The 964-nt window shown below is 56.5% G+C and carries 1 protein-coding gene; it reads right to left on the reverse strand.

Going from position 1 to position 964, the window contains the following annotated elements:
• Positions 1 to 705: 705 nt before the first annotated feature.
• Positions 706 to 964 (reverse strand): VOC family protein (locus tag BQ8482_RS38425; protein ID WP_425294151.1); only part of this gene is annotated, 259 nt, incomplete at its 5' end.

A 964-nucleotide genomic window follows, 5' to 3' on the forward strand; every position in this document is an offset into this window, starting at 1 on the left:
CGGATGACAGACAAGACTTCCTTTTCAGACATATCGTTGCTCCTTCATTTTCTGGAACGACGAGGCCGGGGCGATCAATCCGACATCGACACCATTCGTAACAAATATGGCCGGTCCTAGCTGCTGTTGCATCGTGGTATCAAGAGTGATGAGCCCCTCATCTGCCGGACATCGCATCATCGGGGGCTCTAGTGGCCCACCACGAGTGCCAATACGACTAAGAGCCCGACCAGCAAGATGGCTGGTCGAACGAGATCAACCGCGTTGGGTTGGGGCATGGCGGGTGGCGTCTTTAGTTCCAGCCGAGTTACCAACGCGGCATGAGACTTTCGATCATTGGCTTCACTCGTGCACCGGCAGCATGCCGCGTGGTTCACGAGTTAGTCGGCGTGGATCGCCTCACTTCGACCCATGAAAAAAGACAGTTTGGTGCGGTAGAAATCGGCCAATGCCGTTCGGCTAGGGTTGGTGGCCTGTGACGTCGTATGATGTGGGCCAATCCGACACATATGGCGCTTTCCAGTTCAACTTCCGCTATTCGCTCCATGTGTCCAAAAGCCGACAGTCCGATTCCCGGCCCAATCGAGACGCTCGGGCAATACGCGCCAAGCGTCCGCTCGTGGCGCGACCGAGCCGGCCGGCGCATCGGCTCGGATTATACCGCAACGGAGCGTTCTACGTCGCGATCGGGTGGAATGTCGACGTTCAGGTTGGATTACCCGCGGGCTCTACGCCGATAACATTCTGCTCCGCGTCCGTCGTGAACGTTCCCTTCGATTGATCCAAGATTACAAGCACGTTGCCGAAAGGGTCACATACACGGGCGCATCGTCCGATCGCGATGTCGAACGGCGGCTCCACTGCCGTTCCGCCCGCTGCCAAAAATTCTCGAAATGCCGCGTCCACATCATCAACCAGAATATCAGTCTCTGGACCAATACGAAGATGAACTACTAGTTCTGCA

It is taken from the genome of Mesorhizobium delmotii (genome assembly GCF_900149755.1).
GTDB classification, from domain to species: Bacteria; Pseudomonadota; Alphaproteobacteria; order Rhizobiales; family Rhizobiaceae; genus Mesorhizobium; species Mesorhizobium delmotii.